The organism is Streptomyces sp. NPDC127038 (assembly GCF_042725875.1).
Taxonomy (GTDB): Bacteria; Actinomycetota; Actinomycetes; order Streptomycetales; family Streptomycetaceae; genus Streptomyces.
This window is the reverse complement of record NZ_JBHXDQ010000057.1, coordinates 11529-38282: the sequence shown is the minus strand read 5'-3', so window position 1 is coordinate 38282 and position 26754 is coordinate 11529. Positions and strand designations below refer to the sequence as shown.

The 26754-nt window shown below is 69.5% G+C and carries 24 protein-coding genes and 4 pseudogenes; 17 read left to right on the top strand and 11 right to left on the bottom strand.

Annotated features, from left to right (window positions below; translation table 11 throughout):
- Positions 1–272: 272 nt before the first annotated feature.
- From ACFWI4_RS31005 to ACFWI4_RS30990, 4 genes are all read right to left on the bottom strand, one after another.
- Positions 273–662 (bottom strand): hypothetical protein, encoded by a 390-nt coding sequence (locus ACFWI4_RS31005; RefSeq protein ID WP_387202957.1) that lies wholly within the window; start codon positions 660–662, stop codon positions 273–275.
- Positions 663–704: 42 nt separating this feature from the next.
- Positions 705–3017, bottom strand: coding sequence for an FdhF/YdeP family oxidoreductase (locus ACFWI4_RS31000; RefSeq protein WP_387202954.1), 2313 nt, complete (start codon positions 3015–3017; stop codon positions 705–707).
- Between the two features lie 36 nt (positions 3018–3053).
- Entirely contained in the window at positions 3054–3644 is a 591-nt protein-coding gene (locus ACFWI4_RS30995; protein ID WP_387202951.1) for an SRPBCC family protein, read from the bottom strand.
- Positions 3645–4172: 528 nt separating this feature from the next.
- On the bottom strand, positions 4173–4613 hold the full coding sequence (locus ACFWI4_RS30990) for a TspO/MBR family protein (protein WP_387203016.1): 441 nt from the start codon (positions 4611–4613) through the stop codon (positions 4173–4175).
- Between the two features lie 334 nt (positions 4614–4947).
- Here ACFWI4_RS30990 and ACFWI4_RS30985 point away from each other — a divergent pair, with 334 nt between their 5' ends.
- From ACFWI4_RS30985 to ACFWI4_RS30975, 3 genes are all read left to right on the top strand, one after another.
- Positions 4948–5268 (top strand): hypothetical protein, encoded by a 321-nt coding sequence (locus ACFWI4_RS30985; RefSeq protein ID WP_387202948.1) that lies wholly within the window; start codon positions 4948–4950, stop codon positions 5266–5268.
- 587 nt (positions 5269–5855) lie between these two features.
- Complete coding sequence (locus tag ACFWI4_RS30980; protein WP_387202945.1) at positions 5856–6182, top strand: plasmid stabilization protein; 327 nt, start codon at positions 5856–5858, stop codon at positions 6180–6182.
- 144 nt (positions 6183–6326) lie between these two features.
- Positions 6327–6554, top strand: coding sequence for a DUF5133 domain-containing protein (locus ACFWI4_RS30975; protein ID WP_387202942.1), 228 nt, complete (start codon positions 6327–6329; stop codon positions 6552–6554).
- Here ACFWI4_RS30975 and ACFWI4_RS30970 read toward each other — a convergent pair.
- A pseudogene (locus tag ACFWI4_RS30970) lies at positions 6544–6984 on the bottom strand (Ppx/GppA family phosphatase); the annotation flags it as partial. The gene ACFWI4_RS30975 and the pseudogene ACFWI4_RS30970 sit on opposite strands and share 11 nt — an antisense overlap.
- Positions 6985–7110: 126 nt before the next feature.
- Between ACFWI4_RS30970 and ACFWI4_RS30965 the strand changes: the two are divergent.
- From ACFWI4_RS30965 to ACFWI4_RS30940, 6 genes and pseudogenes are all read left to right on the top strand, one after another.
- Positions 7111–7535, top strand: a pseudogene (locus tag ACFWI4_RS30965) (transposase); the annotation flags it as partial.
- A gap of 204 nt (positions 7536–7739) precedes the next feature.
- A complete protein-coding gene (locus ACFWI4_RS30960) occupies positions 7740–8285 on the top strand; it encodes an isochorismatase family cysteine hydrolase (RefSeq protein ID WP_387202939.1) in 546 nt (181 codons plus the stop codon).
- Between the two features lie 646 nt (positions 8286–8931).
- The gene (locus tag ACFWI4_RS30955; protein ID WP_387202936.1) at positions 8932–9183 is read left to right on the top strand and encodes an antitoxin MazE7; all 252 of its coding nucleotides are present in this window, start codon (positions 8932–8934) and stop codon (positions 9181–9183) included.
- Between the two features lie 3 nt (positions 9184–9186).
- Positions 9187–9567 carry a toxin Doc gene (locus tag ACFWI4_RS30950; protein ID WP_387202934.1) on the top strand — a complete coding sequence of 127 codons (381 nt, stop codon included), beginning with the start codon at positions 9187–9189 and terminating at the stop codon, positions 9565–9567.
- Positions 9568–9861: 294 nt separating this feature from the next.
- Entirely contained in the window at positions 9862–10086 is a 225-nt protein-coding gene (locus ACFWI4_RS30945) for a hypothetical protein (protein ID WP_387202931.1), read from the top strand.
- A gap of 359 nt (positions 10087–10445) precedes the next feature.
- Positions 10446–10586: pseudogene (locus ACFWI4_RS30940) on the top strand (hydroxymethylglutaryl-CoA lyase); the annotation flags it as partial.
- 75 nt (positions 10587–10661) lie between these two features.
- On the opposite strand, the gene ACFWI4_RS30935 reads toward ACFWI4_RS30940, so the two are convergent.
- The 3 genes from ACFWI4_RS30935 to ACFWI4_RS30925 form a co-directional block, all read right to left on the bottom strand.
- Positions 10662–11048 carry a fic family toxin-antitoxin system, toxin component gene (locus tag ACFWI4_RS30935; protein ID WP_387202929.1) on the bottom strand — a complete coding sequence of 129 codons (387 nt, stop codon included), beginning with the start codon at positions 11046–11048 and terminating at the stop codon, positions 10662–10664.
- A complete protein-coding gene (locus ACFWI4_RS30930) occupies positions 11045–11344 on the bottom strand; it encodes a DUF1778 domain-containing protein (RefSeq protein WP_387202926.1) in 300 nt (99 codons plus the stop codon). The genes ACFWI4_RS30935 and ACFWI4_RS30930 overlap by 4 nt, the downstream gene beginning before the upstream one ends.
- A 682-nt stretch (positions 11345–12026) precedes the next feature.
- On the bottom strand, positions 12027–12977 hold the full coding sequence (locus ACFWI4_RS30925) for an alpha/beta hydrolase family protein (protein ID WP_387203013.1): 951 nt from the start codon (positions 12975–12977) through the stop codon (positions 12027–12029).
- Positions 12978–13142: 165 nt separating this feature from the next.
- Between ACFWI4_RS30925 and ACFWI4_RS30920 the strand changes: the two genes are divergently transcribed.
- Complete coding sequence (locus ACFWI4_RS30920; protein WP_339134839.1) at positions 13143–13739, top strand: TetR/AcrR family transcriptional regulator; 597 nt, start codon at positions 13143–13145, stop codon at positions 13737–13739.
- Positions 13740–14065: 326 nt separating this feature from the next.
- Here the strand turns inward: ACFWI4_RS30920 and ACFWI4_RS30915 are convergent, their stop codons facing one another.
- Complete coding sequence (locus ACFWI4_RS30915) at positions 14066–14842, bottom strand: polysaccharide deacetylase family protein (RefSeq protein ID WP_387202923.1); 777 nt, start codon at positions 14840–14842, stop codon at positions 14066–14068.
- A 525-nt stretch (positions 14843–15367) separates the two neighbouring features.
- On the opposite strand from ACFWI4_RS30915, the pseudogene ACFWI4_RS30910 reads away from it, so the two are divergent.
- A pseudogene (locus ACFWI4_RS30910) lies at positions 15368–15505 on the top strand (IS5/IS1182 family transposase); the annotation flags it as partial.
- Positions 15506–15913: 408 nt separating this feature from the next.
- Here the strand turns inward: ACFWI4_RS30910 and ACFWI4_RS30905 are convergent.
- On the bottom strand, positions 15914–17173 hold the full coding sequence (locus ACFWI4_RS30905; protein ID WP_387202920.1) for an AfsA-related hotdog domain-containing protein: 1260 nt from the start codon (positions 17171–17173) through the stop codon (positions 15914–15916).
- 352 nt (positions 17174–17525) lie between these two features.
- Between ACFWI4_RS30905 and ACFWI4_RS30900 the strand changes: the two genes are divergently transcribed.
- The 4 genes from ACFWI4_RS30900 to ACFWI4_RS30885 all read left to right on the top strand — a co-directional run bounded on the left by ACFWI4_RS30900 (position 17526) and on the right by ACFWI4_RS30885 (position 22591).
- A complete protein-coding gene (locus ACFWI4_RS30900; protein ID WP_387202917.1) occupies positions 17526–18578 on the top strand; it encodes a hypothetical protein in 1053 nt (350 codons plus the stop codon).
- Complete coding sequence (locus ACFWI4_RS30895; protein WP_387202914.1) at positions 18575–19339, top strand: SDR family NAD(P)-dependent oxidoreductase; 765 nt, start codon at positions 18575–18577, stop codon at positions 19337–19339. Before ACFWI4_RS30900 ends, ACFWI4_RS30895 begins: the two co-directional genes overlap by 4 nt.
- Positions 19340–20478: 1139 nt before the next feature.
- The gene (locus ACFWI4_RS30890) at positions 20479–21135 is read left to right on the top strand and encodes a ScbR family autoregulator-binding transcription factor (RefSeq protein WP_385392126.1); all 657 of its coding nucleotides are present in this window, start codon (positions 20479–20481) and stop codon (positions 21133–21135) included.
- Positions 21136–21739: 604 nt separating this feature from the next.
- Positions 21740–22591, top strand: coding sequence for a ScbR family autoregulator-binding transcription factor (locus ACFWI4_RS30885; protein ID WP_387202910.1), 852 nt, complete (start codon positions 21740–21742; stop codon positions 22589–22591).
- A gap of 452 nt (positions 22592–23043) precedes the next feature.
- On the opposite strand, the gene ACFWI4_RS30880 is transcribed toward ACFWI4_RS30885, so the two are convergent.
- Complete coding sequence (locus ACFWI4_RS30880) at positions 23044–23607, bottom strand: DinB family protein (RefSeq protein ID WP_387202907.1); 564 nt, start codon at positions 23605–23607, stop codon at positions 23044–23046.
- Positions 23608–24313: 706 nt separating this feature from the next.
- Between ACFWI4_RS30880 and ACFWI4_RS30875 the strand changes: the two genes are divergently transcribed.
- Both ACFWI4_RS30875 and ACFWI4_RS30870 read left to right on the top strand, forming a co-directional pair.
- Positions 24314–25216 (top strand): BTAD domain-containing putative transcriptional regulator, encoded by a 903-nt coding sequence (locus tag ACFWI4_RS30875; RefSeq protein WP_387202904.1) that lies wholly within the window; start codon positions 24314–24316, stop codon positions 25214–25216.
- A 103-nt stretch (positions 25217–25319) separates the two neighbouring features.
- Entirely contained in the window at positions 25320–26336 is a 1017-nt protein-coding gene (locus ACFWI4_RS30870; protein ID WP_387202901.1) for an SRPBCC family protein, read from the top strand.
- The last annotated feature ends 418 nt before the right edge of the window (positions 26337–26754 follow it).

The window sequence follows — 26754 nt, the reverse complement described above, 5'->3', positions numbered from 1 at the left end:
TGCGAGCCGGAGTCACACCTGGCCAGAGGGCTGGCGGGACGCACTGAGACCGCACGGGGTGAAGTCTCTACCTTTGATCTTGGCCAGTGCGCTGCCCTTCGGGGCGGGGGTGAAGGCCATCTCAGAACTGCTCTGACAGTGAGAATTGATCGTGGCATCGCCCGGAGGTCTGACTCGTGCTCTGACTGACGCTCAGGTTGTCTTTCGCAGGAACTGTCGGCCTGCCGGGCGACGCCACGTGGCGCGTGGCCGACCGGGCGTCTGGGGTCGATTCAACAAGTCAGGAGCCTGGCCAGAGGTCCCATCACGGTCTTGTCCGTCTGCCCGACCGGCTCGGCGCCCTCCTTCTGGTGAGCGTTGGAAGGGCAGCACACAACAGCATGGCAGACGAGATAGCGGTGGTCGGCGGAATAGACACCCACACCGACCTCCACCAGGCCGCGGTCATCGACGGCATCGGCCGACACCTGGCCACCAAGCAGTTCGAGACTACCCCGGAGGGCTACCAGCGGCCGCTGGTAGCCCTCCGGTCCCGCGGCGAGGTCCTCCGCCGTCGGGGTCGAGGGGACCCGTGCCTCCTTATCGCGAACCAGGTCACGGTGGTCGAGGTGGACCGGCCGGACCGCAAGGCCAAGCGGGACAACAGCAAGTCTGCAAGCCATGCGGGCCCCGCCGAGGCACGACGTCGCTGGCCCCGGTCCCGGTCAGACGGGTGCCGGCCGGGACCGGTCGCCCGTGGGTTCCAGACGGACGACGATGCCCTTGGAGGTGGGCTGGTTGCTCAGGTCGGCAACGCTGTCGAGCGGCACCAGGACGTTTGTCTCCGGGTAGTAGGCGGCGGCCGAACCCTTGGCCGCCGGGTAGGACACGACCTCGAAGTTCTCGGCCCGGCGCTCGGTGCCGTCCTCCCAGACGCTCACCAGGTCCACCCGGTTGCCCTGCGCGAGGCCGAGCGCAGACAGGTCGGTCGGGTTGACCAGGACGACGTGGCGGCTGCCGTAGATGCCGCGGTAGCGGTCGTTGTTGGTGTATGGGACGGTGTTCCACTGGTCGTGCGAGCGCAGGGTCTGCAGCAGCAGGTGTCCCTCGGGGGCCAGGGGGACTACCGGCTCGTTACAGGTGAAGCGGGCCTTGCCGGTCTCGGTCCGGAACACGCCCTCGTTGACCGGGTTGGGTAGATGGAAGCCTCCCGGGCGGGTCACCCGGGCGTTGAAGTCGTGGAAGCCCGGCACGATCCGGGAGATGCTGTCGCGGATGGTGGTGTAGTCGCCCTCGAACTTCGCCCAGGGGATGTCCCCCGTGCCGTCGACGCTGAGTCGGGCGAGCCGGCACAGGATGGCGACCTCGCTGAGCAGCATGCGCGAGGCCGGTTCGATCCGTCCCCGAGAGGTGTGCACCTCGCTCATGGAGTTCTCGACGGTGACGAACTGCTCGCCGTCGGCCTGGACGTCACGCTCGGTGCGCCCCAGCGTCGGTAGGATCAGGGCGTTGTCGCCGCAGACGGTGTGCGAGCGGTTGAGCTTGGTGGAGATGTGGGCGGTCAGCCGGCACGTACGCACCGCCTTCTCGGTGACCTCGCTGTCGGGGGCCGCGCGCACGAAGTTCCCGGCCAGGGCGAGGAAGACCTTGACGCGGCCCTCCAGCATCGCCTTGATCGAGTTCACCGAGTCCAGGCCGTGCGGGCGCGGCGGGTCGAAGCCGAACTCCTCTCGCAGGGCGTCCAGGAAGCTGTCCGGCATCTGCTCCCAGATGCCCATGGTGCGGTCGCCCTGGACGTTGCTGTGGCCGCGCACCGGGCAGACGCCTGTGCCGGCACGTCCCAGGTTGCCGCGCAGCATCAGGAAGTTGACGATCTCCCGGATAGTGGGCACGCCGTGCTTGTGCTGGGTGATGCCCATCGCCCAGCACACGACGACGCGTTCGCTGGCGAGGACCTCGTCGCGGACCTTCTCGATCTCCTGGCGGGTCAGTCCCGTCGCCGCGCGCACGTCGTCCCAGTCGACGGTGCGGGCGTGCCGGGCGAACTCCTTAAAGCCGGAGGTGTGGGTGTCGATGAAGTCGTGGTCCAGGACGGTGCCGGGGCGCGCGTCCTCCGCCTCCAGCAGCAGCCGGTTCAGGGCCTGGAACAGGGCGAGGTCCCCGCCGGGCTTGATGTGCAGGAAACGGTCGGCGATCTGGGTGCCCCGCCCCACGATCCCGCGCGGCTTCTGCGGATTCTTGAAGCGCCGCAGCCCCGCCTCCGGCAGCGGGTTGACCGCCACGATGCGGCCGCCGTTGCGCTTGGCCTCCTCCAGGGCGGAGAGCTGGCGCGGGTGGTTGCTGCCGGGATTCTGCCCCACCAGGAAGATCAGGTCCGCGTGGTGGAGGTCGTCCAGGCTCACGGTGCCCTTGCCGACGCCGAGGGTCTCGCTCAGGGCGAAGCCGCTGGACTCGTGGCACATGTTGCTGCAGTCAGGCAGGTTGTTGGTGCCCAGGGCGCGGGCGAAGAGCTGGAAGACGAAGGCGGCTTCGTTGCTGGCCCGGCCGGAGGTGTAGAAGACCGCCTCGTCGGGCGAGTCCAACCCTTTGAGTTCCTGCGCGAGGACGCCCAGGGCGTCGTTCCAGCCGATGGGCTCGTAGTGGTCCGCTCCGGGCCGCTTGATCATCGGGTCGGTGAGCCGGCCCTGCTGGTTGAGCCACATGTCGGAACGGGCGGCCAGGTCGGACACGCTGTGCTCGCGGAAGAAGTCGGCGGTGATCCGGCGTGTGGTGGCCTCGTCGTTGATGTGCTTGGCGCCGTTCTCGCAATACTCGTTGCGGTGGCGCTGGCCCGGGGCGGGGTCCGCCCACGCGCAGCCGGGGCAGTCGATCCCGCCCACCTGGTTCATGGTGAGCAGGTCGATTCCGGTCTTGCGCGGGGATGTCTGCTCCAGGGAGTACTCCAGCGCGTGCACGACGGCGGGGACCCCGGCCGCCCACTTCTTCGGCGGTGTCACGGAGAGGGAGGTCTCCGGCTCCTCACCGGGCGGGTTCTGCATCGCTTGGCCTTTCTTTTGCCGTGTCGGGCGGGCAGGTCAGCCGACGGGCCACTGGGCAACACGGCTCCTGGGCGGTTCCGGGGTGTCGTGCTGGACACGGCCGTTGCGGATGGTGCCGCGCCATGCGCCGCCCTCCTGGCCGAGCCCTTCGATGAAGTGCTTGAAGCTGACAAGTTCTCCGCGCACCAGTCGAGCGGCCAGCTCCGTGACCCTGGGGGAACGGATGAGGACCTTCACGGCGCCGTGCGGCCGCAGGAGCATCCGGACGGTGATCGCGGTGCCCCCGGACTCCGTGGGCTGGAACTCGACCTCGCCCTCATGGGTGGGATGCTGCTCCAAGCCGCGCCAAGCAAGGTAGGCGTCGGGGTCCTGTTCCACGATCTCGACCAGGAAACGGTGGCGCACAGGGCCGTAGCCGATGGTCCACGCGGTGACGGCGGGCCTGACCTGCTCGACGTCGCGCACCACGGCTGAGAAACGGGGGAACGTCTTGAACTGCGTCCACTGGTTGTAGGCCGTACGGACCGGCACCGCGACCTCGACCGTCTCCTCGACGTGCTGCTCGCGCAGCGGACGGCGGCGTGTGACGCCGCCGCCGGTGCGCCCGTCGTCCTCTTCATGCGCCATCGGGGTCCTTCTTCCGGTGAGAAAGCCGGGCATCTGGACGGCTGGCCTCCCTTGTCGGTCAGGGCACCACTTCCGGTTCCCCGATCCCGGGCTTCAAGTCATCCGACCGCACCCCCGTCCCGACCGCACCCCCGTCCCCTGTGCACGGGCCCGAAGGCGCGTCCACCGGCTTCTCCCGGCGCCTGGCGGCCACCTCCAGCTTCACCCCTGGCCCCGGCCACCCGCCACTCACCGCACCCCGGCAGGCGGCCTCCCTCGATCCCGTTTCCCGAGATCCTCGCCACGCGAACTCGGTTGCGAGTCCGCGCCTACCGTGAGGTCAGGGCCCGCAGGGCAGCACGCAGGAAGGTCCTCCGGTCCTGAGGGGTCCAGGCAGCGCCCCGTCCGTTCCCGCCAGCGTGCATGAGGCCAACGCAAAACAACGCCGCCGCGTCACGCCCGAGCCTGTTCGGCGCCCCCTGCCCGACCGATGCGCACCCCGCCCCGCTCCCCTTGCCGCATTACTCACGCGTCGGCTCTTGCCCCGACTCAGGCCGAGTTGCGTTGGACGATGGCCCCATTCAGGACGGTGGCGAATGCGCACCATCCTGCGTAGGGGAGCAGCGCTCGGGCTCCTGACCGGTCGACCTCTGCCATCTGGCGGATAAGCACAACGTTGCTCATGTCGAGCAGGAGTGTGCCGACCAGGCCGGCCTTCGGGCTCTGCCGGCGGAAGAACAGCCAGTTCCACGCAGTGTTGAGCACCAGGTTCACTCCGAAGGAGGCCGCCAGTGCACGGCGGCGCCTGCCCCCGGCCTGTTGCAGAGCGTGCCCGCCCGCCCAAGCGATAGAGGCGTACAACGGTGTCCACACCTCACCGAATGCCCACGGTGGAGGCTGGAATGCGGGTTTCTCCAAGCGTCGGTACCAGGCGCTGGAGGGGTCCACGGCCGCAGCTCCCACTACCGCAGATACTGCCGCCGTGGTTATCCCGTAGGCACCCGACTGGGCGGTAGAGCCTGCGCTTCACTCTGAAGCCTCATGACGTGAAGAGTCCCCGCCCGCAGCCACCTCACACCGATAGGCCGACACTTGTGATGGTTTGCTGCCTGCCGTTCACTTCGCAGCACAGTGCAGGACCCTGTTCCAGAAGTTGATGTCATCAGGTCTCCGTAAATTGTTGGGCGCCCCGGGAGGGAACGAAGCTCCTGTGGAGCAGGGCAGGGAAAGCCGGTTCGCCCTTGGTTTGTCCCGTGTATCTGCGGTATTCCTTCCGGCTCGAGCCGACGCCGGGTCAGCGCATCGCGCTGGCCCGGAACAGCGTGTGCAGGCCACCCGCGACCAGCGCGCGGCCAGCCGCTCCGTCGTGACCTGGGCCCATGACCAGGCCGCCGCTCTGCGCCAGCTCGCGGGAACCATCACCGCCCTGCCGGACCTTCCACCCGCGGCCGCCGACTCCCTCACCGCCCTGCACGCCGCGCTCGACGCCAGCGATCCCTCCCAACTCCTGGGCGCTCTCTCGGACGCGGGCCCTCATCTGTGTCCTGCTCATCCCGACCTCGCGGATCGCGTCACCGACATCGGCCGCCAGGCCCGTGAAATGCGCGAGAACGAACACCGCCAACGCTCCTCGAACCGGCAGTGACAGCCATCGAGAGGCATGGTGTCTGAAGGAGGACCCAACGGGCCCGTGGATTGACCTCACGGGGGGCTCTGCGGCGCTGCCGGGCGTAGCACGTTGGTTGGGGTCGGCCTGCGGTTGGGTCGCGCGGGGCGGTTGCGCCAGGGGTGCCTGGCGGTTTCGGGCCGGGCGGCGGCTACGGGGTCGGGGTGGCGGTCCGTCACCGCTGGAGTCGCGGTGGCGCCGCCCCCAATAGAGCTGTCGATGGGCAGGGTGTGGGGCGCGTGGTTCCTCCCTGTGCTTGGGGGAACTCGTCGTCCTGACGATCCCCCCACCCGGAGGTGTCTCAAGATGTCGAACCCGCAGCAACCCGAACAGCGGCGCAGCAAAAGGGGTGCCGCGACAGCGCAGCCCAGCGCCGAGCTCAAGGCGCAGCAGCCCCGGAAGAAGGGCGGCCACGCCCACGGCACGGATAGAGGCGCCAAGGGCGGGGGCGAAAGCGGCGGAATACCGCCAGGTCAGCGGCCCGACCATCCCTGACAGGCCGGGACCGCCTGGCCGCCGTGAACGACCTGTTCACCCCTACAGATGCGCAGGAAAGGACCAGCGACATGCCGGCAGGATCGAGCGCCAAACGCGAGCGGCAGTACGAGCACATCAAGGAGAGCGCCGAGGATCGCGGCGAGTCGATGAAGCGGGCGAAGGAGATCGCTGCGCGGACCGTGAACAAGGAGCGGGCCCGTTCCGGGGAGTCGAAGACCGCCAGCAAAACGTCCACCCAGGACCGCAAATCGGCCTCCCAGCGCGGCGGACAGCGCTCCCACAGCGGCGCACAGGGCCCTACCAGGGACCAGCTGTACGAAGAGGCAAAGAAACGCAACATCCACGGCCGTTCCGCGGTGAATAAACAGCAGTTGGAGAACGCTCTCGGCCGGTAATGGCAGCGTGAGGGGCTCGTGGACGGCTCCCTCGCCCTACGTGAGCCTGACGCCAGAAAAGGGGCTGATCCCAGCCCGCCCGTCTTCGGGTGCAGGTCGAGGGGTATGCCAGGCGCGTCCGGGGGGATCAGCAAGGAGGCTCTCATGCTCATGGCACATCCGGCAGTTTTGATGAACCTGATCGAGCAGTACGAAACGCTGCGCCTTCTGCATGCCGAGAACGGCAGCGACGAGGTGCGCCAGCGTATGGACGACGTTTCCTACACCCTGTGCGTGGCCACGGGCACCGGTGACATCGACACCGCGCTGATCGCAGCCCGCTACCAGCTGCCTGGCGCTCGCCCCGAAGACGACTCGGTCATCAGCCCTTGAGACGGAGACCGGCGCGGCCATCGGGCGTATCCGGGAGGATGGACGGCCACCACTCGAGGCTGTCCTCGACGCATCGCAGAAGAAGGACGCCCTCGCGTATGGCCCATGGGCAGACTGCGACCATGTTCAGGCCCATGAGCTTCATGGCGGTGTGCCCGACCACCGCTCCGCCAGGCTCTGCGCGGCACGCGGTGCGCAGATAGCGAGCAGCGCTGAGCGCGTTCGGGCTGATCCGCAGGACGAAAGGGACCGAGGCGCACGGGGGCTGCGCCGCACCGGCGGGCCAGCTGCTGGAACGTGCGGGAGGTGACCACCGGGGTGTGGGGCCCTCCCAGCGGATCCGGTCCGCGGCGTCGCGCAGCTGGTGGCGTGTGCAGCGGCGTACCGCCTTCACCGCCTCCAGTGTGGGCGGGTCGTGGCTGTGAGGAAGTCCGTGGTCGGCTTTGAGGCCGGGCGTCGGCGAGGTGCCGAGTCGTTGCTGCCCGAGCCGGGCCCGAAGCTGGTGGAGGGCAGGCTTCGAGTGCCGGACCGGCAGGCTCTATGCGGGATCCTGTCCGTGCTGCTGAGGAATCTGCGGGCCGCGAAGAAGCTCGATTGGTCACGGGCGGTGATCGACTCCTCCCACGTGCGGGCCGCCCGACGGGGCCCAAAAGCGGACCCAGCCCGGTCGACCGCGCACGGCCGGGCAGCAAGCACCACGTCGTCACCGACGCCCAGGGCATCCCGCTCGCGGTGTAGCTGACCGGCGGAAACCGCAACGACGCCATCCAGTTGCTGTCCCTGATCGACAAGATCCCAGCCGTGGCCGGCGCCGTCGGCCGGCCCAGACGCCGACCTGGCCCGCTCCTCGCAGACCGCGCCTACGACCACGACAAATACCGCCGACTGCTCTGGGCCCGCGGTATCCGACCCGTGAGTGTTTGCAGGATGATCTCAGGGGCACCCGGGGCTTTGTGCTGGGCAGCCGCGAAGCGCGTTGCAATGCCTGCATGTCTGTGCCGATTCCCTCTTTCGCCGTAGCAGAGCCGGAATACAGCAACTCCTTGACCCACGTATTCGGTTGGTCCATACCTGGTCCCGGTTGAACGCGGACCGCTCCCAGAGGCGCGACCGGCGGGCGGTGATGTCAGGACGTGTTGCTGGCCCCGCATGTCCAGCGGCTCTATGAACACACAGGACCATGCAATGGGCAAGACCGCACTGATCGTCATCGATATGATCAACACCTACGATCACGCCGACGCCAACCTTCTCCTGCCCTCAGTGGCGGAAATAGTGCCGCAAGCAGCCACTCTTTTGAAACGGGCGCGCTGTAACGACGTGCCGGTCGTCTACGTCAACGACAACTTTGCAGAATGGCGGTCGCACCACGGAGAACTGCTCGCCAAAGCACTTGCCGGGCCGCACGCGTCCCTGGTCGAACCCTTGCGCCCTGACGATGCCTCGCTGTTCGTCGTCAAAGCCCGCCACTCGGTGTTTTTTGAGACGCTGCTTAACTATCTGCTCTCCCAGCAAGGTATCGATCGCTTGGTCCTGTGTGGCCAGGTCACCGAGCAGTGCGTGCTCTATTCGGCGTTGGACGCGCACATCCGTCACTTTGACGTCACCGTTCCACGAGACGCGGTGGCCTACATCCACGCCGACCTCGCCGATGCGGCGCTGCGAATGATGGAGCGCAACATGGGGGCCCGCCTGTGTTCCAGCGGAGAGCTGTGGAGCACGCCGCACTAGGTCAGAGCCTTGCAGCGGCCGGGCAGGCCGCCCTGGTAGGGGCGGGATCAGCCGTGGTGCCCGCAGTTTCGCAGTGTGGATCACCCGCTGGAGGGGCACTCCGTGCGATGGCGGTGCCGGGATCCTCATGCCCAAGAGACAGGACTACTCGTATGAGAGCCGCACCGCAAGAGCGTTGCCACTGGGCGAGGGGGGTCGCCTGTCCATCCGGTGCGGGCTCGTGGCGATCCAAGGGACCCCCGCCGTACCTGATACCGGAGGCATAACGTGACCGCCCAGACGCTCAAGCCAGCTGGACGGTGAGCCTTTCCTGGCCTTGCGTGCGCCACCTGCAGGTCTGGGAGGGTCCGGCCGGCCGTTGCGGGCGGCCGCGCGCCACCAGCGACGTGGCACGCTCCGTCGGCAGCGCGCCAGGTGGCGTCTCGGGAGTCCGACCAGGGCACAGGACTCGGCCGGGCCGTGTTCGGGTCCTCCTCGCCGCCGACCCTCCTGAACACCCGGGGAATACGACGCGGTCCGAATACGTGCCTGTTACCAGCTGTCCGCGGCGACCTCACACCGGACCTCGTCGACGACGGAACGTAGTCAGAGGCCGTAAGTGCGTAACGGGTATTCGCAAAGGTACCCACGGGTGCATACTCGATGTATGGCTGACACCACTGTGAAGGTTGACTCCGAGACCAGGGACCGATTCGCTGCGGTCGCAGCAGCCCGCGGACAGAGCATGCGCGCCTACCTGGCCGAGCTGGCCAGAGTCGAAGAGAACCAGATCGCGCTGAGCCGTGCGACGGCCGAGTTCCGCGGCATCATCGCCCGCCCCGGCCTGGCCGAGGCCTTCGACGACGCCTTCCCCGACGACGCACCCGGCCACCACACCAGCACGGGGCGGGCGGCCTGACCCTTGGACCTGCACATCGACATCCGATGGCTCCTCGACCGGCAAGAGGAACTGCTCGGCAAGGAGCTCGGAGTGCGGGACTACTCCGGCCTGGTGGCCGCCGTCGCCCGGCACTGTGTCAACACCCCTCAGCTGGAATTCGGCGAGCCCGACGCCTACTGGCGGGCCGCCGCTCTGCTGGAACAACTGGTCCTGCTGCGCCCGCTGCCGGCCCGCAACGCGTACTTCGCGTACGGCGTGGCGGTGGCCTACATCCGGGCCTCCAGCCAGGAGGTCGACGACTCCTTCGAACTGTGGCGAGATCTGATCACCGACATCCGCGCCCTACGACTCACCGTCTACGACATCGCCGACCGGCTGCGCTCCTGGCAAAGCAACGCGTGAACCGGGGACAGGCTGGACGTCGACGATCGCGGCGACAACGCGGAAGGATCGCACCTCTCGGTGGCAACTCGCCCTGGCGACCCGACCGGACAGAAAGTCCCATCGCTCCGGTTCAGGGGCCTGGATCCTCACATCCAGCCCGCGGATAGATGTGTGATTGAGGCGGAGCCAAGCGAAGGAGCGATGCGCCGATGCGCCTCGTACTGTTGCGTCTACCGGGGTCCGGGCGGGAAGCGCCCACTGCTTCGCTTGCTGAAGCCCTGACCGTGCCGCACATCCAAGTTCGGCGACCTCATGCGCGCTCACCTCTCCCAGGGCACTGAGCTGGGGATCAGATCCGCCGAGTTCATCAACTCAGACAGGCTGCTCCCGGACGAGATCATTACCGCGGTCGTTCGCGACCATCGCACCGTCCTGCTCGCCGACCCGGTCCGGGCCCGTCTGAGCGCCTACCTCGCCCACCGCACCCGCGACCTGGCCCCGCACCGCCAACCCCCACCTGTTCCTCACCCGCTGTAGCGCGATCTCCACCGCGCCGGTCAGCCGCCCGTGGCTTTACCGCCGCTACCCCCATGACCGGGCGGCCACCAACAGCGACATCGGCCAGCGTGCGGCTATAGCGACTGTGCGTCCGCGCGGAACCGCGGCCGCAGTCCGGACACGCCACCGTCAACTCCCGGGTGCACGCCCCGATACGGACCACGCCGCCCGCCACCCACACCCGTTCCACCCGCACCGCATCGAGGTGCGGAGACACGATCCGTACGAGGTCATCACACTTGCCGACAATGCCGCTTCCTGTGACGGTGCGTCACCGGCGCATGGTGGCATACCCCAACTTCACGGAAATCTTGCCAGGGCCACGATCACTTGTACGCCGACACCTGGTGTGGATGCTGAATGGACTCGGCATCCACACCGGAGTCGACCTGAACGCCTTGGGCGACACAAGCCGCTGGATGGCCGAGCACCTCGGCCGCCCGAGCCCTTCCCGCGTCGTCACCGCTCTGTCTCAGCAGATCGCGCCGTCAAACCCCGCAGCCGCAGGGCCAACCCGATGGCCGGACAGCACGTGGATTAACACACCAGCCAGGTCAGGAGACGCTCCAAGCACGCAGCTGACGGCCGATCAACCCAACCCCCATCGCTCCGGAAGCCGTATCCCGCACCAGAGAGACGGCCTCCTTCGGTACGTAGTCGAGTAGGCACCCGTTCAGAGCCAGGTACGCCTCTGCGGCATGCCAGGCGAAAGCCTCGTTGGAATGCTCCAGACACGGCAGTCTCACCAGCGTCTGAAGCAGCGCGGCCGCCCTGAGATACACCGAGCCGTAGATGTCATGCTCCAACGCCCGAGCGTTGACCCGGGCGACGGCCGCGTAGAGCGGACCGTAGTCGTCGACTTGCGGATCACCAGGCAGCAACTGCGCGGCGTGGAGCAAGAACGGCACCTCAAGCGGCTGAACCGGCTCATTCACGGTCACGCGGCGTGGCCCCGCTTCTGCTGCTCCTCAAGATCCCGTCGCGCCTCCAGCTCCGCGGCGCGCTGCTCCGCGTCGGCACCGGCCGCGCCGGCCTCCTCGGCGAACGCGTCGCCGCTGCGGGACATCGACCCCCTGAACGCGTCGAGGAAGCGCTCCTCCACAGCCGTGGCACGGGCGTAGGCGGCGGACAGGATGTACTCCTGCAGGCTGACACCCTCCTGCCGCGCGGCCGCCTCGATCGCAGCGCGCTGGTCCGGATCAGGGAAACGTAGGTTCATGGCCTTGGTAGGTGACATGGTACCGATGGTACCTCCGGTACCACGGATCGGGCCAGGCGTCCAAGTCGGGAGCTTCAGAAGGTTCCCGTGCCCGAGAAAGGAATAATCTGACAAATCCGCCATGGAGCACTGCCTGAGTAATGCGCTGACCTGCTGATCTAGTGATCATTTCAGGATTTCCAGTGGTGGCGCCGTATCGTCCTGACCTGGAGTTTTCGTGGCGGGTCGGAAGTCGGAAGGCCCTTTGAAGCGCGAATTTAGCTAAGTTGAGAAGCTGTGTCACAACCTCTTTCCCAGGTCAGGGCGATGCCCAGGTCTTTGAGGTTATGTGCACGGCTTGGCGTTGTGGTGGTGGTTACTGGAGGGCCGGGGTCTGGGCTGGCGGGGCTGTCGGCGTGGAGGATCTCGCCGGGTTCGCGCGGCGACTGCGCAACGCGGTACCGATCCGTTCGGTGCTCACGATCAGGCCGGTCCCCTGGGGCCCGGGCGGGGGCCGTCATGCTCCAGCCCGGGTTGCTGGCGTCCGCTTGGCCTGTCGGCCCTGATGGGCCGGGCGGAGGTCCCCCTCGGCACAGCGCACGCGGGTGAGGCTGCCCGCCTGCTTCCATGCGATCAGCCACTCGTTCAGGACGGCGAGGGGGGAGAGGCGGTTCGGTCGGCGACGGTGCGGACGTCCGGTGCAGGACGTGCCCGGGGGCGGCTACTTGGCTTCGACCCGTCCGACCGGGTCGGGGCTGGTCGCCAATGCCTCGCGTGCCGCCTGCCAAGCGTTGTCACCGGGGTGGAGCCGGCTGCGGAGGTAGGCCGCGGTGAGCCGGCCAACGGCGGCCACTCGCTCGGGGCTCTCGTCCGTGGTCTCGGCGACGTCGTATCCGGGGATCCCGCCGAGTGCGTGCCCTGCGCCGAACAGGGTGAGCAGGGACTTGGGGCTGGGGCCGAGGGTGTAGGGGTCGGCGTGCCAGTCCGGCCCCATGTCCGTGAAGTGCCGGGAGTCGTCCTCGTCGCCGGCAATGACCAGTGCGGGTGTGGTCATCGTGGAGAAGTCGATGGTCCCAAGGACCGGCAGCGCGTTGGCGATCGGCCCGTTGATGACGTCGCCCCTGCCGGGCGAGGCCAGCAGCACGCCCGCCTTGATCCGGGGCTCGCTGAGGCTCACTTCCTGCCCGGTGTCGGGGTCGGTGACCCGGGCGCCGAGCAGGAGACTGGAGGTGAAGCCGCCGAAGGAGTGTCCGGCGACGGCGACCTTGGTGCGGTCGATCCGCCCGGCGAGCAGTGGCACGGCCTTCTCGATCACGTCGAGCCGGTCGAGGATGTGGCTCATGTCCTCGGCGCGCGAGCGCCAGAAGAAGGGGGCGCCGGGAGCATCGGCGACCAGGTGGCTCAACGTCCGGGAGGTGAGGTGGGTGGGCTGGATGACGACGAATCCGCAGGCCGCCCAGAAGTTGACGAGCGGCGCATAGCCGTTCAGCGAGGAGAGGTTGTTCGAGGGGCCCTGGCCGTGGGAGAGCAGGATGACGGGTAGGCCGCTCCCGGTCTCGGGCGCGGAGACACGTATCTGGAGGTCCACGGGACGTCCAGGCACGGGCAGCACCACCGGGCCGTAGGACAGGACCGGGAGAGGAGTGTCGATGGTGGAGGTGGATGTGCTCATCATGCGCTGGTTGCCCTTCTGTGCACCCTGCCGCCCGTCTCGGTTGACCGGCGACTGACGAGGCAGTCAGGAGCCCCGCTTCGGCTAACCTGAAGCGGAGCGCCGCTCCAATTAGTATCCGGAACGATGCTCCGTTTCGTCAAGCGGCGTTGAAAGGAAAGCGTGATGACCGCCGAGAGCCCCAGCGAGAAGGCGTCGACCCGAAGCAAGCGGGCCGACGCGCAGCGCAACCAGCGGGCCGTACTCGCCGCCGCCGCTGAGGTGTTCGTCACCTCCGGCGTCGACGCGCCGATCCGCCAGATCGCGGCCAGGGCGGGCGTCGGGATGGCCACGATCTACCGTCACTTCCCGACCCGGGCGGATCTCGTCACCGCCGTCTACCACCACCAGATCGAGGAATGCGCCGAGGCAGGACCGAGCCTGCTAGCCGGTGCCGACTCCCCGTTCGACGCACTGCGCCAGTGGGTCGACCTCTTCGTCGACTTCCTGGTCACCAAGCACGGACTCGCCGACGCCCTGCAGTCCGACAGCGACCGCTTCGCCGCGCTGCACACCTACTTCATCGACCGCCTGCTGCCAGTAAGCGCCCAACTGCTCGACGCCGCGGCCGACGCCGGCGCCATCAAACCCGGCATACAGCCCTACGAACTGATGCGCGGAATCGGCAACCTCTGCATCGGACGCGACAGCGACCCGCGCTATGACCCCCGGCGCTTGATCGACCTCCTCCTCGAAGGGCTGCGGCGTCCTCAATCGGCCTGATGCCCCGGGGCAGGAATGCCGCTCAGCCGCCGAGGCTGCGGTGCAGCCGCTGGCAGAGCAGGGCCGCCGCAGCGCCGAGCGCCGTCGCGGACACCAGCGTGAACAGGTCGGACGTCGGTGCCGGTCCCACGCCAAAGCCCACGTCCAGTGGGCCTTCACCCTCATGGCCCGCCACCTCACCCGACGAAACCGCCGAACCGACGCGGCCCCAACTCCCCTCACCCCAGCCGCCTGACGATCCCTCCGTCTGCCGTTCGGTTCAGCGTCCATCGACGCCCACCCGAACGGCAAACCCGATCACCACTCAGAGGAACAAGTTCGGTCAGTCACCTGTAGATCTTGCCGGGCTCGGCCTTGGCCGGGGCGAGCAGTTGGGAGACGGTCACGAAGGTGTAGTGCTGCTTGCTGAGTTCCTTCAGGATGGCAGGCATGGCGGGCACGGTGCCCTTGTGTAGCGGGTGGAGCAGGATGATCCCGTCGCGACTGGCACCCGCGAGCACGCGCTTGGTGATGAGCGCGGTGTCGTTCGTCTGGTAATCCTTCGCGGTCACCGTCCATAACACCTGCGCCATCCCCAGTTCTTTCGAGACCTTGGAGACGCGGTCGTCGGTGCGGCCCTGGGGCGGGCGCATCAGTGTCGGTTCGCTGCCGGTGATGCTGGAGATGGCTCGAGCTGTGCGGCGCAGTTCGACGCGGATCTGTGCGTCAGAGACATCGGTCAGCACCGCGTGCGTCCAGGTGTGGTCGCCGATCTCGTGGCCTTCCTTGGCGATCCGTCGCACCACATCCGGGAACTTGTGGATGCGTCGGCCCTCGAGGAAGAACGTCGACGGCGCCCCGTACTCCTTCAGGATGTCCATCAGTCGGTCGGTGGGTTCGCCCGGGTTTCCGTCGAAGGTGAGCGCGATGCACTTGACCGTCCTGCAGTCCACCTGCCCCGACGGTACGACTGTTTCAGACGCGGCCCGGCCACGTTCTTCGCTCGGGGAGAGGGTCTCCATCGTGTTCGCCTGGATGACCATGACGACGGTTGCTGTCACGGCCGCCACGACGGCCAGGGTCAGGAGTATGAGTAGGCGAGGTCGCCCCTTCAAGATCTTCACCCCAGAGAGAAGATCTCAGTGCTGGAAGGGTTGCCCAGCGGCCTCGAAGGTGAGGCAAGACACGTGTGCGCAGCGTATTCAAGTGAACTGCGGCGCCACCTCGGCCACGATCCGCTGCAGCGACTTTTCGACGTGCTCCGCCGCGAAGCACCTGCGCCTGAGCAGACTTCGCGAGCTCTCCTTGGCCCTTGACCTGAGTACACAGATCGGCGAAGGCTACGGTCCTCACTGGCCGGGCTGCGTGCTCCAGGACGTCCCTGCCCGTCCCGTCAAATCCTTCACGCCTCCGCCCAGACCGTTCTTTGAGAGGGCTAGGCGGGCGTGGATGACGGAGCAGGAAACCGACGGACTCAGCAGCCATGTTCGGCAAGGAAGTGCCGGGCAGGACGGTCAGCAGGGACAGTGTGCCCTTCGATGCGCGCCGTAGGTGCAGTTTGGGCTGATCATGGTCGCCAGGCGTGGCCGTCCTGGTCAATCGGGAGTCCGCGACCAGCAGGCGTCCTCAACGCCGCCGCCCGCACGCAGCATGTGATGAACGTGCAGGTCCTCGCGGATCCAGCCGGTCGCCTGATCTGGGCCTCTGACGCGCTACCCGGAGCCGTGCGCGATCTGGCCGTGGCCCGGATCCACGGCATACCCGCCGCTCTCGCCGCTGACGACCTGGGGTGACGGGGCGGACGCGGGTCCTGTTGTCCGCGTTCCGTTCCGGGGCGGAAGTGACCGCCGCCGTCGCACTCGAACTCGCTGACTGATCAAGGTGGAAAGGCGCAAAAGGCTCAATGGTGTGCTTTACCAAGGCGTGTTGCTGGGGGGTTTGTGCCTGGTTCAGGGTCTGGTGCGGGTGCGGGTGCGGGTGCGGGTGCGGGTGCGGGTGCGGGGGGTGTGGGTGCTGCTGTCGTTGTTGCTGTGTTGAGCCGATCCTGTTGCTGTTGCTGGGTGGCCCGTCGCCGTCGTTGGTGTGGGGGGTGTGGCTTGTCGCTGTTGTGGGTGTGGGTGTGGGTGTGGGTGTGGGTGCCCTGACGGCTTTTGGTGCGGGTGCTGTTGCTGGTCTGGTTTTGGGTGGGTGGCGTTTTATGTGGTGGGGCCGGTGATGGTGGTGGTGAAGGTGGTGCGGTTTTGTTGGTGGCCGGTGATGTGGATGGTGGTGGTGTTGTTGTTGTCGGGGGTGGTGTGGGTGTGGATGTGGCAGGGGTGGTCGTATTCGGTGTAGTGGGTGAAGGTGGTGTGGGTGGTGGTGGGGGTGAAGTGGGGGTTTTTGAGGGTGGCGTGGGCGGCTTGGCGGGCGGCTTCGAGGAGGACCATGCCGGGGAGGTGGTCGCTGGTGTGGTCGAAGTGGATGGGGTGGTTGAGGTTGGGGGTGAGGAGCCACCTGTTGGGGTGGGGGGTGGGGGTGAGGACGACGTCGGCGGGGTTGTGACGGCCGACGTCGGCGGGTGCCATGAGAGCGGCCGTGCCCCGACCCGTACCCGCGCCCGTTCCCGTGTCCGGAGCCATTCCGGTACCTGTGCCCGTGGCCGTTCCCGTAACTGTGCCCGTTCCCGTGCCCGTTCCTGTAGCCCCGCCTGGGCCTGCGCCTGTACGCATTCCCGTGTCCGCGTCCGTGCTTGAGCCCGTACCGGCTCCTGTACCCGTTCCCGCGCCTGTTCCCGCACCCGTGCCTGTGCCCGGTCGCGTGCCGGCGCCTGTGCCCGTAGCCATGCCTGTCCGCGCCCCTGTGCCCGTGCCGGCGCCGCCGGTCCCCGTTCCGGTGCCTGTTCTGGTGCTTGTGGGGGGTGGTGGGGGTGTGGGGTGGGGGGTGGTGCCGCGGAGGCGGGTGTAGACGGTGGGGGTGATGGTGGAGAAGGTGGTGGTGCCGTGGGCGATGGGGGTGGTGTCGCGGTGGATGGTCATGGTGATGGTGGCGCGGTTGATGGTGGTGCGGCGTTGGTGGAGTTCGGTGCAGCGGGCGTGGATGGTGAAGTCGGTGGGGCGGCCTTGGATGTGGAGGTGGGCGGGGTCGGTGGTGTAGGTGAGGGCCCACATGACGAAGTGGTGGCCGAGGGGGACGCCGAGTTCGGTGTGGGCGAGGAAGATGCCGGTCTGGCGGAGGGTCTCGGCGATCTGGAGGGGGTCGTGGCCGGTGTTGTCGGGGGTGTTGAAGTAGGTGTGGGCGCGGGGCCACTGGCCGGTGAGGGTGTAGTCGAGGGGGCCGTTGGGGGTGCAGGCGGTGAGGAAGACCTCGGCGAGGCTGGCGCGGTGGACGTATTCCCGGGGGACCGTGGTGGTCAGGCGGGGTAAGTCCTGCGTCGCTGTGGCGTTGTGCGTGGCGCTGTGGGTGGTGGTCAGGTTCATCGTTGCCCCCCGTCTTGTAGCCGCGTCCGACGACTCCATAAGATACGGACCTACCGGTTTTGTTGGCCGGAGCAGAAGAGTAAAGACTTCACCAAGTTTGCGGCGGAAACATGAATAAGTGACTCCGTTTTGCGGTGTCACGGCGAAATGTGCCACTCGGTCACGGGCTGACGCCCGGCAAAAACCTGCTTGACGGTTTGCTTTGCTGGTGTTCGGGTGGTGGGGGTGCCGGGTGGGGGTCCGGTGGCGGGTGGTGCGGGTGGCGGTTTCTTCTCCGTTTTTCTCCGTTTTTTCTCTTTTTGTCTGTGACAGGGAGACCAGGATGCCTGCGCCTTTGGGGACTCTTCGGCTGGTGGCCGTCAATATCGACGGTGTTCTGCTGAATGACACGTTCAGTCCGGTGATTCATCGTTTCGTGACGGTGCGGGGGGTGGCGTACACGCGGGAGCTGGAGCGGGCGGTGCTGTCGCAGCCGCGGGTGCTCGCGGCGCGGGTGCTGGCCGAGGCGACGGGGTCGGGTGCGGGGGTGGGGGAGACGGTGGGGGCGTATTTCGCGTTGCGGGAGCAGTACTTGAGGGAGCATCCGGTGCGGGTGGACGCCGGCGCGCAGGCTCTGCTGGGGCGGTTGCGGGGGCTGGGTGTTCAGGTGGTGTGTTACGGGGGGCTGGAGGAGTCGCATTTCGAGGCTCATCTGGGGTCGTTGCGGGGGTTGTTCAGCGGGCCGGGGTATGTGTGCACCGATGGTTTCCGGCCGGGGATCGGGGAGATCGCCCGGTGTTTCGGGCTGGGGCGAGGGCAGGTGCTGTTCATCGACGACGCGGCCCGTTTCGCCGAGCACGCGCGGGAGCAGCGGGTGCCGTTCATCGGGCATCCGAGCCCGTTCCGGCATGGCTTCCAGCGCCGGGCGATGCGTGAGATCGGTGTGCGGCACGTGGTGGACCGTCTCGACGGCATCGACGAGAGGCTGCTGCGGACCGTGGACGGGGAGGCCGCCCGGGACATGGTGTGGCCGGCCCGCCCCGAGCCCCAACCCCAGCCCCGGCCCCAGTCCGGGTCCCGTTCCCAACCCGAGCTTCAACCCCAACCCGAGCTCCAGCCCGGGCCCGAGCTCCAGCCCGGGCCCGAGCTCCAGCCCGGGCCCGAGCTCCGTCCCCAACCCGAGTTCCAGTCCCAACCCGAGTTCCAGCCCGGGCCGCAGTCCGGGTCCCGTCCCCAACCTGAGTTCCAGCCCGGGCCTGAGTTCCAGCCCGGGCCCGAGCCTCAACCTGGGCCCCGGTCCGGGTCCCGGTGTGGGCCCGGGCTTGTTCCGGGTTCTGGTCGGGGCCCGGATCCTGTTGGCGCGTTCGTGGATGCCGGTGCCGGTGCCGGTGTTGGTGTTGGTGTGGGAGAGGGGGTGGGGGTGTGAGCGGGGTGTTGCCGTTGGCGGGGAAGGTCGCGTTGATCACGGGTGCGAGCAGTGGGATCGGTGCGGGTGCGGCTCGGGTGTTTGCTGCGCAGGGTGCGGTGGTGGTTCTTGTGGCGCGGCGTGAGGGGCGGTTGCGGGAGGTGGTGGGGGAGTTGGAGCGCGGTGGTGCGCGGGCGGGGTACCGGGTGGTGGATGTGCGGTGTGGTGAGCAGGTGCGGGGTGCGGTGGAGTGGGTGGTGGAGCGGTACGGGCGGCTGGATGTGGCGTTCAACAATGCGGGTGTGGGGCTGGACCGGTCGCCGTTGCATCTGATGGACGACGCGGCGTTCGACGAGGTGATGGACGTCAACGTGCGCGGGGTGTGGAACTGCATGCGCAGTGAGATCACCGCGATGCTCGCGGGCGGCGGGGGCGCGATCGTGAACACGAGCAGTGTCGGTGGGCTGGTGGCGTCCTCGGCGGGCGCGCCGTACATCGCTTCCAAGCATGCGGTGATCGGGCTGACGAAGGCGGCCGCGGTGGAGTATGCCGGGGACGGGATACGGGTCAACGCGATCGCTCCGGGGCTCACGCGTTCGGAGATGGTCCAGGACTGGCTCGCGAGTCCGGAGCTGTCGCGGCGGGCTCTGGGTTCCGCGCCGCAGCAGCGGGCCGCGGATCCCGAGGAGGTGGCGCGGACGGCGGCCTGGCTGTGCAGCGACGGGGCCAGCTTCGTCACCGGCGCGACCCTGTCCGTCGACGGAGGACGCACCGCCCGCTGACCACGCGCACCAACCGCGTAACCGTCCCGGCGCGCGGATGCCACGGATCGCGCGCGGAGGCGCCGACGGCGAGGGGTTCGCTCGGATTCGTGGGTTGTGGGCTCGGTTCGTTCACGGGTGCGGGTGCGGGCTGCGGCGCGGACGCGGGGCGGTAGGCGGGTTGCGCGGGCTCGTGCCGCCGGGCGGGTTCCGGGGGGCACGGGCTGCGGATCGTTGCCGCGGATGCCACCAGGCCCGTCCCGGTGGGCTGTTGTGGGTGGCCGGGAGCCGCGGGCTGTGTCGGCGGCCGGTGCTGCGCGTCGGCGCGGACGCAGGGACCGGTCCCGGTCCCGGTCCGGTGGGTGGGTACCGCGAGGCGGTGCGCACGTAAGAGGGGTGGGCGAGTGCCGCGGGCCGGTGTCGCAGGTGCCGTTCGGCCGCCCGCCGGGTGATGCCAGGAGCCGCGGAGTCGTGCCGGCCGCCGGTGCTGCGCGGTGGCGCGGACCGGGGGCGGATCGTCCGGTGCCGACGGACGGGCGGGCTTTCGTGAAGCGGTGCGGGTGGGTGCCGGTGGTCCGTGTCGGCGGGGGATACCGCGGAGCGGTGCGCACGGATGGCGGCGGGTGGTTTCCGAGGGTTCTGCGGGTGCCGCGGGTGCGTGCGGACGGACGGCGGATCGCCCGGTGCCGGCGGGAGGGCGGGCTTTCGTGAAGCGGCGGGTGGGTGCCGGTGGTCCGTGCCGGTGGGGGATACCGGTGAGCGGGAGCCGCGGGGCCGGAGGCTGGCGGCGCCTGCGGGTCGGTGCCGTGGGGCCGTCCCGGTAGAGCCGTGCCGATGGGTGGTGCTGCGCCTTGGCGTGGGCCGAGGGCCGAGGGCGCCGAGGGCGGGTCGGCGGGTGTCGGCGGGCGGGGCTTTGGTGAAGCGGTGCCGGTGGGCTGTGGCGGGTGTGTGGGGTGGTCAGGGCGGGGGTGGTCGGGTGGCGTGGGTCTGTGCGGGTGGGGGCTGTGGGGCTTGGTGGGGGGAGTGGTGGTGGGGGTAACTGGGGGGTGGTGGTGGGGGGTTCGGGGGTGGGGGTTTGTGTGTCCTGCCTCGGGTAGGAGTGTGGGGGTGGGGTAAGGTACCTCACGTTCGGTTTTGTTTTTTCTGGCTTGGAGGGTCCCATGGCGCGGCAGGAACGTGCGGTACGGACCCGGCGCGCTGTTGTCGAGGCGGCTGCCGCGGTGTTCGCGGAGCGTGGGTATGCGGCGGCGACGATCGCGGAGATCCTCGAGCGTGCGGATGTGACCAAGGGGGCGCTCTACTTCCACTTCGGTTCCAAGGAGGCGCTGGCGCGGGGGGTCATCGACGCGCAGATCACGGGTGATCACTGGGTGCCGCGTGAGCTGAAGCTCCAGGAGTGGGTGGACATCTGCATGACGCTGGCCCACCGGATCCCCAAGGACGTGGTCCTGATGGCGGGCATCCGCCTGTCGGGTGATCTGCAGGGGCGGGAGCTGTTCGGCAGTGCGTGGCCCGCGTGGACCGAGCTGGTGGCGGGCAAGCTCGCCGAGGGCAAGGAGCAGGGCGAGGTGCTGGCGCACATCGACCCGCAGGAGACGGCGGAGTTCTTCCTCGGCGCCTGGCTGGGCATGCAGTTCCTGTCGGAGGCCTACGCCAACTGGAGTGACCTGCCCGAGCGGGCCTCGGTCCTCTACCGTCACATCCTCCCGGCGATCGCCACTCCCGCGGCCCTGGTCAACCTGGACATCGCGCCGGACCGTGGCCTGCGGGTCATGGAGGAGGCCGAGCGCCTGGCGGCCCGCCCCGCCGCCGGCTGACCCGACCCCCGCCGACCAGGCCGGCACGGCTCTGCCGCCGGCCCGCCCGGGCCCGCCGCTCACCAACCCGCACACCCCGGTCCACCGGCCGCTGCCCGCCGGTCGGCCCTGGCCGCTGCCCGCCCGCCTGCCGCCGCTCACCGGCCCGCACACCCCGGCCACCGCACCCTGGTCCCGCCGGCCGGCCCGTCCCGGCTGCTGCCCGCCTGCCCGTCCCGGCCGCTGCCTGCCGTCGGGGATTCTGTCCGGAGTCCCGTCCAAGTTCGTGGAATCAAACCTTATGGCTGGTTTGCCGCGGCGTCTTCCGTCCGTGTGGTGGCGGCGGTTTCCGGTGCATTTCCCCCGCGCCTCGTGCGTCTCCGCTGTTTCATCCCGGCCGGGCTTCCTGCGCGGGCCGGTAACGGACCGGTGGACCCGGTTCCGTACGGGATCCCGGAACGCGGGGGCGGGCGGGTTGCCGGGGTGGCCTGTGGGGCGAGCAGCGTGCTTTCCGTCCGTCGTCGTCGGCGTTCCCGGGTGGAGGTGGGTCTCCTGCCCTTGTAAACCAACCAGACGTGCGGTTTGCTAAGGTGGTGGGACCGGGACGGGTGGCAGGGAGGGTGCAATGGTCAAGCAGGCGCGGGCGGCCCGTACGCGTGAGGCGCTCATCGTCGCCGCGGCCGAGGTCTTCGCCGACAACGGCTATGCGCTGGCCAGTCTGCCCGCGGTCAGCCGGCGGGCCGGGGTGAGCACCGGTGCCCTGCACTTCCATTTCGCCAGCAAGGAGGCGCTGGCGCGGGAGGTGGAGGGGGCCGCGGCCGATTTCGTGGGGGAGTTGGCGGCGGGATGCCGCGGTGCGGGGGACACGCTCCTGGGCTCGCTCGTGGACACGACCCGCCTGCTGCTGGCCGCCGTGGGCAGTGATCCCGTGGTGCGGGCCGGTTTCAAGCTGAGCCGTGATCCCTCGCGCAAGGAGAGCGGGGGAGGGCTGGTGCGGTGGTGGTGCGAATGGGTCCGTGACCTCCTCGCCCAGGCCGCGGAGGAAGGCGAACTGGCCCGCGGGGTCTGCTCCGAGGACGCGGCCGCGGCCGTCGTCGCCGCGACCGTCGGCCTCGAGACCCTCGGCGACTGGGACCTGGAATGGGTCTCACCGGAGCGGGCCGCACGCTTGTGGGCCTTCCTGCTGCCCCTGCTCACCGCCTCCCCGCAGCAACCCCACCCCCACCCCGGACTTGAACCCGGACCCGGACTTGGGTCCGGCGGAGCCGGTGAACCCGCCGGACCGGGGAGGCGGCCGGAGCAGACGCAGCCAGGGGGCCGGCCGGGGCCGGAGGGCCACCCCGAGCACCCCGAGCGCCCCGAACACCCGGAGCACCCGGAGCGGGCGGAGCCGGGGGACCGGACGGGCCGGCGGACGGGCGCGGGCCCGCCCGGCGGCCGGGCGCCGGTGCGGGACTGCGGGGCCGGGAACGTCTGAAGCCGCCGGCCCGTCCCGGCCCGGTAGGGACCTGCCGGACGGCGGGACGCTGCGCGGTGAACTGTGCGGCCGACGGCGTCTGAAGCCCGCCGACCTGATGCGGCGGACCATCCGCCGAGTGCCGAGTGCCGAGTGCCGAGTGCCGAGTGCCGAGTGCCGAGTGCCGAGTGTTCAGTGTCGAGTGCTGGTGGAGCGTGGCTGCGGGGCCCGGGGATTTCTGGAGCTGTCTGTCCTGTCTCTGTGGAACCGAGGCGGTCTCGGGCATCCGGTGAGGTGTCTTGGTCGGTCTGGGGTGCGGGCCGAAGGCCGGTCCTTGTCCTGAGTGCCTGTTTCTGGGCCGGGCATGACGTGACGGCCTGCGGGGTCCGGGTGTTTGCCCGGCTCGGAGTTCGGACGGCGGGGTCTGGGTGGCGGGGGCGGCCGGTCGTCTGCTGCTTGGCGCCGGACCCGGCTCATGTTCGGTGCGGTGCGGCTCCGTCCTGCCGGCGGTAGAGGTCGCGCAGCAGGGAGATTTCGGCGCCGTGATGGATCAGCTCCCTGTTGACGTGCAGGACCCTGTTCTCCATGGGGAACGGCTCGGGACCCGTCGCGGGTGGATTGTCCAGGTCGGCGTCCGAGAGTTCGCGGACCCCCGCGTTCCATCTCCCGTACATCTCGTCGAGCTGTTGCAGCGCCTCGTCGGCGGTCCCCGCGTAGGCGAACGCCTCGGCGTCGAAGTCCTGGCCGTCGAAGTACCACTCGACCCGATGGGCCAGGCACGAGACGATGATGTGCGCCAGCCGCCAGGCGATCGTGGTCACCGGCGCCGGTTCCGGGGCAGGGGACGCGAAGTCCATCGTCCACTTCCCTGAACCCGCCGGCATCGGTGCGGCCGACGTGCCACGTGGGCGGATGCTCCAGCAGCCGTCCACCGGCTCCCAGAAGTACTCCTCGTCGGTGAGACCGTCCAGCCGTGGCCGCAGGTTCTTGTGCCAGTACCAGTCCAACTGCTCCGCGAGCCGCTCGCTTCTTGTCATTGCCGCACGCTACAGACCCCTCGGGCAGAGCGTGCCGGCCTGGTGGACGCAGGAAGACTCCGGCTGTGCCGTCCGGCAGCGCGACCTGGGATTTCCGGGCAACGGGACACCGGTCTCGATGGTGCCGGTTGCGCTGATGAAGTCGTCGTGGTGGTGCGAGAACGGGACTGACTCGAGGGATCGGTGACTTCTCGGTGGCACTGCTGACCGTCGGTGCCGATCGGATCGGTCGCGGTGGGCCTCGCGGGAGGCCGGCTGTCCGCTCCCGCGAGAGCTTCGGCGGGTGATGCGCCTGGCCATCAAGGTGATTGCGGCCCAGGTGCCGGCCGGGGTGACCATGACGAACAGCGGCAGGCCCATGGTGCGGGGTGGTCTGCGGGGTCGGGGGGCGGCTGAAACCGTCGGGCCAGTCTGGTGGGGTGGCTGTCCGGCCGGTGGGGTGCGGTACGGGTTCGGTTGCCTTTTCGGGCAGATACATCCCGTTTCAGGTGTGTTGACACGTGCGGCCTGTGGCCGCCTCGAGTCCGTGTCCAGCGTTGGCGGGGTCAGGCCTCCACCATTGACATACCGCTCGTGCTGTTTTTTACTGGGGGCGGCCGGGTCCTGCCCTGGACGGCACCAGCAGCGGCGGCGGCACCGGCTTCACACGGCGACATCAAATTCGACGGCACCAATTCGACGGCACCAATCCAATGGGGGAGACGCTGTGGACATCGATGTGCTCGGCACACTCGCCGTACGGCTCGGCACGGTCTCCATCACGCCCACCGCGCCCAAGCCCCGCCAGGTCCTGGCTCTGCTGGCGCTGCGGGCCGGGCAGGTCGTCCCGGTGGGGGTCCTGGCCGAGGAGCTGTGGGGGAGCAACCCGCCGCGCAGTGCCCGCGCCACCCTGCAGACCTACATCCTGCAGCTGCGCGAACTCATCTGCGCCGCCCTGGACGACACCGCCGGCGGCCGCGGTACTGGTGCCGAGGGCGGTACCGGTGTCGGGGGCGGTACCGGTGCCGGGGGTGGTGTCGGTGTGGGGGGTGGTGTCGGCCGGCACCGGGCCAAGGACGTCCTGCTGACCGTTCCCGGCGGATACCTCCTCAAGAACGGTGACGGCCGCAGTGACGTGCGCGAGTTCGAGCGGCTCGCGGGCTCGGGGTACCGGGCCATGGACGCCGAGGACTATCCCCAGGCCGCGCGTCTGCTGCGCCAGGCCCTGGGACTGTGGACCGGTCCGGCGCTGGCCGACGTCCACACCGGGCCCCAGCTGCGTACCGAGGCCAAGCGGCTGGAGGAGAGCCGGCTGTGCGCCCTGGACCAGCGCGTCGAGGCCGATCTGCGGCTGGGCCGCCACCGCGAGCTGCTCGCCGAGCTGACCGTGCTGATCAACCAGTACCCCCTGCACGAGAGTCTGTGCGGCCAGTACATGCTCGCCCTCTACCGCTCCGGGCGCCGCGGCGAGGCCCTCGACGCCTACCAGCGGCTGCGCGCGACCCTGGTGCGCACCATGGGCCTTGAGCCCTCGCCCGCGCTCGCCAAGCTCCAGCGTTCCCTGCTGATGTCCGGCCCCGAGAGCGTCCTGGCCCGGCCCGCGGCCGGCGCCGCGCCGGCCCGCGCCTGAGACACCGCCGCCCTTCGCGTCCGTTCCGCTCCACCAGGAATCGAGCACCGCTCAGCCCCGGCCGTGCAGCGTTGATCACACCTGGAGGAGAAGGGGACCGCCGATGGCGTCGCAGCGAAAACACTCCGCCCGGCTCACCGCCCCGGTCGCGGCCCCGGCCGGCGTCGTCTACGGGCTGCTCGCCGACGCCCCCCGCTGGCCCGTCCTGCTGCCCTCCTACATCCACGTCGAACGCGTCGACTCCAGCCGCGACGGCGACAGCCTGCGCCTGTGGCAGCTGCGCCCGGGCCCCGGCCGCCACAGCCAGGGCCGGCACGGCCAGGGCAGCGAGAGTGGACAGGGCAGCCAGGGCGGTCAGGGGCAGGTTCGTTCCGTGTTCGCGCGGCGCGTGCTGCGCCCGCGCGAGCGCCGTATCGACTTCGACCTGCGCGACCCCCTCCTGCCCGACGCCCCCGCCCACGGCAGCTGGAACGTGTCACCCGAGTCCTCCGGCCGCTGCCTGGTGACCCTGTGCCAGGAACAGCCGGCCGCCCCCGGACAGACCCGCGAGACGCTCCAGGAACAGGTACGGGGAGAACTCGCGGCCGTCGCCGAGGCCGCCGAGCGCTGGGACTGCCTGGACGAACTGCTGCTCGCCTTCGAGGACAGCCTCTACGTCCAGGGCTCCCCGGAGATTGTCTACGACTTCCTCTACCGCATCGCGGACTGGGCCGACCTCGTCCCCCACGTCGAGTACGCCGAGGTCACCGAGGACCGGCCCGGCGTGCAGAACACCCTCCTGCACACCAGCGACCCCGACACCGGGGACACCACCGTCACCAGGGCGGTACGGCTGTGCTTCCCGGCCGCCGGACGCATCGTCCACCGGGCGACCCTCGCCCCCGACCCGCTCGCCGCCCACTACGGCGAATGGTCCCTGGAACCCGACGCCCAGGGAGTACGGGTCACCCACACCCACCAGGTGCTGCTGCGCGAGAGCGCGGTGCACGACGTCCTGGGCCCCGGCGCCCTGCCCGTCGACGCCCGCCGGCACGTGCGCGAGCGGCTGGGACGCGCCAGCACCGAGACCCTGACCCTGGCGCGCTGGCACGCCGAGAGCGCCCTGCGCCGGCTGCGGTGAACACCCCCGCCCTTGCTGGCCGCACGGCGAAGGCCGCCACGACGACGAGGAGACCCGCGATGCCCCCGACCCGGCCGCACCCCCAGGCCGGACACCCCCCGGCAACCCCCACACACCCACACCCCGCCCCGGCTTCGGCTGGTGCGGTGCCGTACGCGGACTCCGCCCCGGCTTCGGCTGGTGCGGTGCCGTACGCGGATCCCGTCCCGGCCCCGGCTGGTGCGGTGCCGTACGCGGACTCCGCCCCTGCCCCGGACCGGGCGGCGCAGCACGCGGACTCCGCCCCGGCCCCGGCTGGTGCGGTGCCGTACGCGGATCCCGTCCCGGCTTCGGCTGGTGCGGTGCCGTACGCGGACTCCGCCCCGGCTTCGGCTGGTGCGGTGCCGTACGCGGATCCCGTCCCGGCCCCGGCTGGTGC

Coding starts and splice junctions, on each gene's coding strand:
- ACFWI4_RS31005 (WP_387202957.1), bottom strand. CDS start 662: ATGGCTTGCAGACTTGCTGTTGTCCCGCTTGGCCTTGCGGTCCGGCCG.
- ACFWI4_RS31000 (WP_387202954.1), bottom strand. CDS start 3,017: ATGCAGAACCCGCCCGGTGAGGAGCCGGAGACCTCCCTCTCCGTGACA.
- ACFWI4_RS30995 (WP_387202951.1), bottom strand. CDS start 3,644: ATGGCGCATGAAGAGGACGACGGGCGCACCGGCGGCGGCGTCACACGC.
- ACFWI4_RS30980 (WP_387202945.1), top strand. CDS start 5,856: ATGCCGGCAGGATCGAGCGCCAAACGCGAGCGGCAGTACGAGCACATC.
- ACFWI4_RS30975 (WP_387202942.1), top strand. CDS start 6,327: ATGCTCATGGCACATCCGGCAGTTTTGATGAACCTGATCGAGCAGTAC.
- ACFWI4_RS30960 (WP_387202939.1), top strand. CDS start 7,740: ATGGGCAAGACCGCACTGATCGTCATCGATATGATCAACACCTACGAT.
- ACFWI4_RS30955 (WP_387202936.1), top strand. CDS start 8,932: ATGGCTGACACCACTGTGAAGGTTGACTCCGAGACCAGGGACCGATTC.
- ACFWI4_RS30945 (WP_387202931.1), top strand. CDS start 9,862: ATGCGCGCTCACCTCTCCCAGGGCACTGAGCTGGGGATCAGATCCGCC.
- ACFWI4_RS30930 (WP_387202926.1), bottom strand. CDS start 11,344: ATGTCACCTACCAAGGCCATGAACCTACGTTTCCCTGATCCGGACCAG.
- ACFWI4_RS30925 (WP_387203013.1), bottom strand. CDS start 12,977: ATGAGCACATCCACCTCCACCATCGACACTCCTCTCCCGGTCCTGTCC.
- ACFWI4_RS30920 (WP_339134839.1), top strand. CDS start 13,143: ATGACCGCCGAGAGCCCCAGCGAGAAGGCGTCGACCCGAAGCAAGCGG.
- ACFWI4_RS30905 (WP_387202920.1), bottom strand. CDS start 17,173: ATGAACCTGACCACCACCCACAGCGCCACGCACAACGCCACAGCGACG.
- ACFWI4_RS30890 (WP_385392126.1), top strand. CDS start 20,479: ATGGCGCGGCAGGAACGTGCGGTACGGACCCGGCGCGCTGTTGTCGAG.
- ACFWI4_RS30885 (WP_387202910.1), top strand. CDS start 21,740: ATGGTCAAGCAGGCGCGGGCGGCCCGTACGCGTGAGGCGCTCATCGTC.
- ACFWI4_RS30880 (WP_387202907.1), bottom strand. CDS start 23,607: ATGACAAGAAGCGAGCGGCTCGCGGAGCAGTTGGACTGGTACTGGCAC.
- ACFWI4_RS30870 (WP_387202901.1), top strand. CDS start 25,320: ATGGCGTCGCAGCGAAAACACTCCGCCCGGCTCACCGCCCCGGTCGCG.